Annotated in this window: 3 protein-coding genes; all 3 read right to left on the bottom strand. The window is 60.7% G+C overall.

Going from position 1 to position 6,398, the window contains the following annotated elements:
* A partial coding sequence (locus tag HP499_RS19160) for an NAD-glutamate dehydrogenase (protein ID WP_172325753.1) occupies window positions 1-4,281 on the bottom strand: 4,281 nt, incomplete at its 3' end.
* Between the two features lie 57 nt (window positions 4,282-4,338).
* Entirely contained in the window at window positions 4,339-5,652 is a 1,314-nt protein-coding gene (locus tag HP499_RS19155) for a chromosome partitioning protein (protein WP_172325752.1), read from the bottom strand.
* Window positions 5,649-6,293, bottom strand: coding sequence for an SAF domain-containing protein (locus HP499_RS19150; RefSeq protein WP_172325751.1), 645 nt, complete (start codon window positions 6,291-6,293; stop codon window positions 5,649-5,651). The genes HP499_RS19155 and HP499_RS19150 overlap by 4 nt, the downstream gene beginning before the upstream one ends.
* Window positions 6,294-6,398: the final 105 nt, after the last annotated feature.

The following is a 6,398-nucleotide window of genomic DNA, read 5'->3' as shown; positions in this document are numbered from 1 at the left end:
CGCCATCCCTTGCCCCAGGACCCAACGCACAGCCCTGTCGAGCAACCGGCGGATGTCCAGGTGGACTTCACTCCAGTGTTCCGTCGGGAACGACGCAGGGAGTGCGTTCAACTCCTCCACCATGGGGTCGAGGTCGTATATTTCGCGCAACGCCACGAAAGCTTTGGCAACCGCCACCTCATTTGCCGAGGTTTCTTCGATTGCCCGGAAGGCAAAGGTGATACCACCAAGGTTGATGATGTCGTTGGCCACTACCGTGGCGATGATTTCGCGTCGCAGCGGGTGTGTGTCGAGTTCGGCGTCGAATTTCTCGCGCAACTGCTTCGGGAAGTAGTTGCGGATGGTGTCGGCAAACCAAGGATCGTCTGCCAGGTTGCTCTCACGCAGCGCCGCACCGAGTTCGATCTTGGCGTAGGCCGCCAGCACTGCGAGCTCCGGCGACGTCAAACCCTGGCCTTGCTCCAGCCTTGCCCGAAGTGTCTCCGTGGTGGGCAAGGCTTCGAGATCACGCTTGAGGTCGGCGGACTTCTCCAACCAATCCATCAGTCTTTCGTAGCTTGGGCTCCATTCCGCCACCCGCGTCCGATCATTCAGGAGCAGGATATTCTGGTCGATGTTGTCCTGGAGGACGAGTCGCCCCACCTCATCGGTCATAGCGGCCAGGAAATCGGCCCGCTCTGCTGCCTCAAGCTTGCCGGCAGCCACCATTCGATCCACGAAGATCTTGATGTTCACCTCATGGTCGGAACAGTCCACCCCGGCCGAGTTGTCGATCGCATCGGTATTGAGGATGACGCCTTGGAGGGCGGCTTCAATGCGCCCACGCTGCGTCAAACCGAGGTTCCCGCCTTCGCCCACAACCTTGACCCGCAGGTCCCGTCCGTCCACACGGATGGCATCGTTTGCCTTATCGCCAACAGCTGCGTGGGTCTCGGTGCTGGCCTTGACGTAGGTGCCGATACCGCCGTTGTAAAGGAGGTCGGCCGGAGCCAACAAAATGGCACGAAGGAGTTCCGGCGGGCTCAACTGCGTGGTGCCCTCTGGCAGGCCCAGCGCCTTACGGACTTGGTCGGAAACCGGAATGGTCTTCGCTTGGCGCGCGTAGACCCCTCCACCTTCACTGATGAGTGACCGGTCGTAGTCATCCCAGGAGGACCGGGGCAGCTCGAACAGCCGCTGCCGTTCCGTGAAGGATGCCGCGGCATCAGGTGCCGGATCGAGGAAGATGTGGCGGTGGTCGAACGCGGCCAGGAGTCGGATGTGCCGGGAGAGCAGCATTCCGTTGCCAAAGACGTCGCCGGACATGTCGCCCACGCCAACTACGGTGAACTCTTCGGTCTGCGTGTCTAGATCAAGTTCGCTGAAGTGCCTCTTGACCGATTCCCACGCTCCTCGGGCCGTAATGCCCATCGCTTTGTGGTCGTAGCCCACGGAACCACCGGAGGCAAAGGCATCGCCCAACCAGAAACCGTACTCGGCCGCGAGCCCGTTGGCGGTGTCGGAGAACGTGGCTGTTCCCTTGTCGGCTGCCACCACCAAGTAGGAATCATCGCCGTCGTGACGGACAACGTCCGACGGCGGGACCAGCCTTTCGCCGTCCGCTGAGGTCACGAGGTTGTCGGTGATATCCAGCAGGCCCCTGATAAAGGTCTTGTAGCTCTCGATGCCTTCGGCCATCCACGCTGCACGGTCAACTGCCGGGTTGGGCAACTTCTTGGCGAAGAACCCACCCTTGGCACCTGTCGGCACGATCACGGCGTTCTTGACTGTCTGGGCCTTGACCAGTCCAAGGATTTCAGTGCGGAAGTCCTCCCGGCGGTCGGACCAGCGCAGACCGCCTCGGGCTACCTTCCCGAAGCGCAGATGTACGCCTTCAACCCTGGGTGAGTAGACCCAGATCTCGTACATCGGGCGGGGGAAGGGCAGTCCGTCGATCGAGGTTGGGTCCAGCTTGAAGCTGAGGTATTCCTTGTTCTGGAAGTAGTTGGTCCGCAGGGTGGACTCAATCAGGTTCACGAAGGTACGCAGCACACGGTCAGCGTCCAACGTTGCCACCTGTTCGATGGACTCGGCCAGGTTTGCCCTCGCCGCAGCCTGCCGTTCGGGCCGAAGATCCTCCGGCACAGCGGGATCAAAGCGCGCGGAGAAAAGTGCATTCAGGCCACGAGCGACATCGGGGTTGCCCAGAAGGGTGTCAGCGATGAAACCAAACGAATTGGTATTGCCCATTTGCCGCATGTATTTGGCGTAGGCCCTGAGGACCACTACCTGGCGCCAGTGCATGCCTTCACGCAGTACAAGCCGGTCAAAGTTATCCGACTCCACGGCTCCGGTGACGGCAGCTCCGAAGGAATCACTCAGGAGTTCCCCCGTGGCAAGGGGGTCCACGCCGGCAGGGTATTTGAGCCCGAGGTCGTAAAGGAAGAAGTCACGGTGATCGGAGGTTTCGATCTCGAAGGGGCGTTCGTCCAAAACCTCGAGACCAAGATTGTGGAAGTACGGGAGGATCTGGCTCAAGCTCTTAGGCTCCATGAGGTAGAGCTTGACCCGAGCGTCCTCCTCGAGAGCCTCACCGGCACCTTCAGGAAGATATACGTGAACCCCGGGCTTGACCTGCTTGGTTGTTTCCCCGGCCCTCTCAGCCTGGGCCCCGTACTTTTCGAAACGTTCGATGTCCTCCAGGGCGTCTTCGACCTCATAGTCCACCCGATACCCGGCCGGGAATGCCTCAGCCCACAACGCCGACAAGACATCGGCACTTCCTGCCGGGCGGTGCTCGCGGAGGACCTCGGCAACCCCTTCGCTCCAGGAGCGGGACGCCCTCATAAGCCGGTGTTCAAGTTCGGCAACGTTGACTTCTGCCAGCTCAGCCGTACGCGGAAGCCGGATCCTGAAGAAAACACGGGCCAAGGCAGATTCAGTGATCCGAGCCTCGTAATCAATGCTCTCGGCCTGGAAGGTCTCCCGAAGTTCCTGTTCGATCCGGAGGCGGACGCTGGTGGTGTAACGGTCGCGGGGCAAGTACACCACGGCCGACATGAAGCGGCCATAAATGTCGGGCCGCAGGAACAACTTTGTACGGCGTCGTTCCTGGAGACGTTGGATCCCGGTTGCGGTAGCGGCAAGGTCCGGAATCTCGATTTGGAACAGCTCGTCGCGAGGATAGGTCTCGAGGATACCCAGGAGGTCCTTACCGGAGTGGGAATCGATCGGGAATCCCGCGTTCCGCAGCACGGCGTCCACTTTGTCGCGAACAATGGGAATGTTGCGCACAGAACCGGTGTAGGCACTCGTTGCGAACAGCCCGATGAAACGCCGTTCCCCATTGACGTTGCCCTGGGCGTCGAAGCTCTTGACGCCGATGTAGTCGAGGTAGGCCGGCCGGTGCACTGTCGACCGGGAGTTGGCTTTGGTGATGACCAAGGCCCGCTTTTCACGGGCGCGCTTACGCCCGGCGTCTGTGAGGTGCTGCACCTGACGTGTCGTATCCCCTGCCCGCAAAAGGCCCAGGCCGCTGTCTTCGCGTAGTTGGAGGACGTCCTCGCCGTCCTGCTCCACGAGGTCGTACTCGCGGTATCCGAGGAAAGTGAAGTTGCCGTTGTCCAGCCAGCGCAGAAGATCCTGTGCTTGCCGGAGTTCGGCAATTTGCTCGGGATGGGAGATGCCGCCAAGGGCTTCCGCCAGTTCCAATGCTTTGCTGCGCATCTTGGGCCAGTCCTCGACTGCTGCCCTGACATCGCCGAGGACGCGTTGCAGTCCCTCGATCAGTTCCGCGCGGGCGTCATCGTTCACGCGGTCGATTTCAACAGCGATCCACGACTCCATGTGCGAGGAGTTGTTATCGTCGCCCAGGAGGTGGGCCACGCTTGGCAGCGCAGCGGTATCACCGCTGGATATCCCGACGTTGGAAGGAACCCTGGAAATATTCCGCAGTTCCCCGGACACGCGGTCGCGGGTGATGACGAACAAGGGGTGCATGACCAGCCGGATGGCACAGTTCTGGCGAACGAGTTCGGCGTTGACCGAGTCCACAAGGAACGGCATGTCGTCCGTGACAATGTAAACGACGCTTCGGTCCGTTTCGCCTGCAATTTCGACGACGGCATTTCCGGGCGTGCGGGATTGCGCGACTTTCTTGTGATTCGTTGCCCGCGATATCAGCAGCTCGGGCGAATATGCGCGGGCGTCCTCCTCTGCGAGGTGTTCATAGTAGTCACCGAAGAACCCTTCACGGACAACTGTTGCTTCGGACCGATCCTCCACGCTGGATCCTGACGACATCTACAAACGCCTCCATCACATGTTGATTGCTGCGACTCTGCAGCCCACATTTTGAGCCTAGCGCTTAAGCAGGCGTGCGGCTCTGGTGTTTCGGCCAAAGGATTTCCTTTTTTGCTGGTCAGGCGCACAGACCAGATTGGCGATGGCGAGCCGCAGTGCGGACTCGGGCGCAATTTCCAGGAGGACTGAGCCGGAAAGCAAGGCAGCATCGCATGCCACTGGGTCGGCAGGAAGGTAGGCATCGATCCTCAGGCCCGGGCCGAACCGATCCCAGGCTTCTGCCAGTTGCTGCTCGGGCGCATGGCCGATGGCAGCCCGCTTGACCTTATTGAGCACCACACGAAGGGACGCTCCTGGAACAACGGCTTCAATCTCAGCCAAGCCCCTTATCAGCCGGGGTATTCCCACTGCATCGGCTGCTCCCACAGCGAAGACAACGTCAGCCATTTCCAAGCTCCTCAGAGTTGCTGCGTTCCGTCTTGGGGCCATGGTGTCGAAGCTCAACTCCTCATCGGATTCGAGGCAGAATCCGGTATCGATCACCACGACATCGGTCACTTCTTTGGCTCGCTCAAGAACGTGCGAGAGCGCAGCCGCCCTCAATTCCGTCCATCGATCGGCGCGGGTGGTCCCACTGAGCACCCGAAAGGAGCCGTCTTTGGTAAAGACGGGGGTCGCCGCAGCCTTCAGGGCGTTGGTATCAAGCATCCCTTGGTCCGCAAGCCTGCAGGCCTGGGCCAGTCCTGCAGCTTCGTCCAACAGCCCAAGCACAGCAGATACGCTGGCACCATAGCTGTCGGCATCCACCAGGATGACGGATTTACCCTCCGCTGCCAGTTCAGCAGCTATGTTGACCGCCAGTAGAGTCCTGCCGGGCGAACCAATAGGCCCCCATACGGCATAAACCTGGCCCAAATCTACCGGAGAAGGGTCCGCCGGAGGTTCGGGAAGATGGACTAAAAGCCCACCACCTCCAACGTCAGCGAAACCTGCGTCCTGGCCCGCGCCGAGGCGGCCGCGCGCGTCCTCACGACCTACAGCCTCGGATATTTTTGTCGCGAGGGCGGACGGCTCTATCCCGGAAGCCGCCACAACCACTCCGATGGAGTGCAGCCGTACCGCTTCGGACGGGTCATCCGTCAGGGCCACGATCGAGACCCCTACTGCGCCAAGGCGATCCACCAAAGTTGTGGTCAGTTCCTCACAGCCCTCCGCCACAACGGCCGCCATGGCAAGACCGCTTTGGCAGGCGGCCATCAGCTCAGCAAGTTCTGAACAGCGGCGAACCACCGTCACCGGCCCGTGCAGGCCCTCAAGCCCACCCACTACAGCCTCCTGCGCAGGGCCCACGGTAACTACGGGAATGCTCATGGGTTACGGCCCGCAGGATTCCACACGACGGAGATATTGGCCTTATTCGCTTGAGCACCCAGCAACTTGGGCATCTGCTCATCGGTGACCAGCACCAGTACCTGAGTTGTCTTGGAGGCCCCCAAAGCCGCCGAGCCCGCAACTACCTCGGCAATTTCCGCGCCAGGCAACAACAATTGCGGCTCATCAAAAGCACTGCTTGTACCCGGTAAGGCAACCCAGACATCGACGCGCGCACCACCGACAGCCTGGGCAGGGAGTTCTCCTTCCATGGAAATGGCGACCGGCTTCCTGTTCAGGGCATCAGCTTTTCCCAGGCTTCCCCTGGGAACGAGCTCGCTTTTCGCCACCCGCTGCAGGGCGACCTGACCTTCGTCCAGCCCACCCTCTACGGTGATGTATCCGGACTCAATATCATCCAGGCGGACATTGACAATCGAGACGTCAGCTTCGGTAACTACCTGGCCAACGGCAATGTCTTCGCGCGCACTGTAGACCTGCGTAGTTCTGTCCGCCGACCCAACCAAGGCCACGACGCCGCCAATGGACACAAACACCAGCAGCATCCCAATGAGAAGCCGTGGGTCCTTCCACGATGGCTTCTTCAATCTGGCTGCAGCAACCGCTGCCACTTGATCCATGTTCCTGCTACCCCCGGTGAGCTCACGGCATGGTCGTCGGACCCGCCCCCTTATTCTTACCGTCCGCTCGCGTTCGACAAAGGCCAACTACCTCAAACTGACTAA

The sequence above is a fragment of the Paenarthrobacter sp. CM16 genome (assembly GCF_013179505.1).
GTDB lineage: Bacteria > Actinomycetota > Actinomycetes > Actinomycetales > Micrococcaceae > Arthrobacter.
Note: the sequence above shows the minus strand (reverse complement) of the source record. Positions and strands in the feature narration are given on the sequence as shown.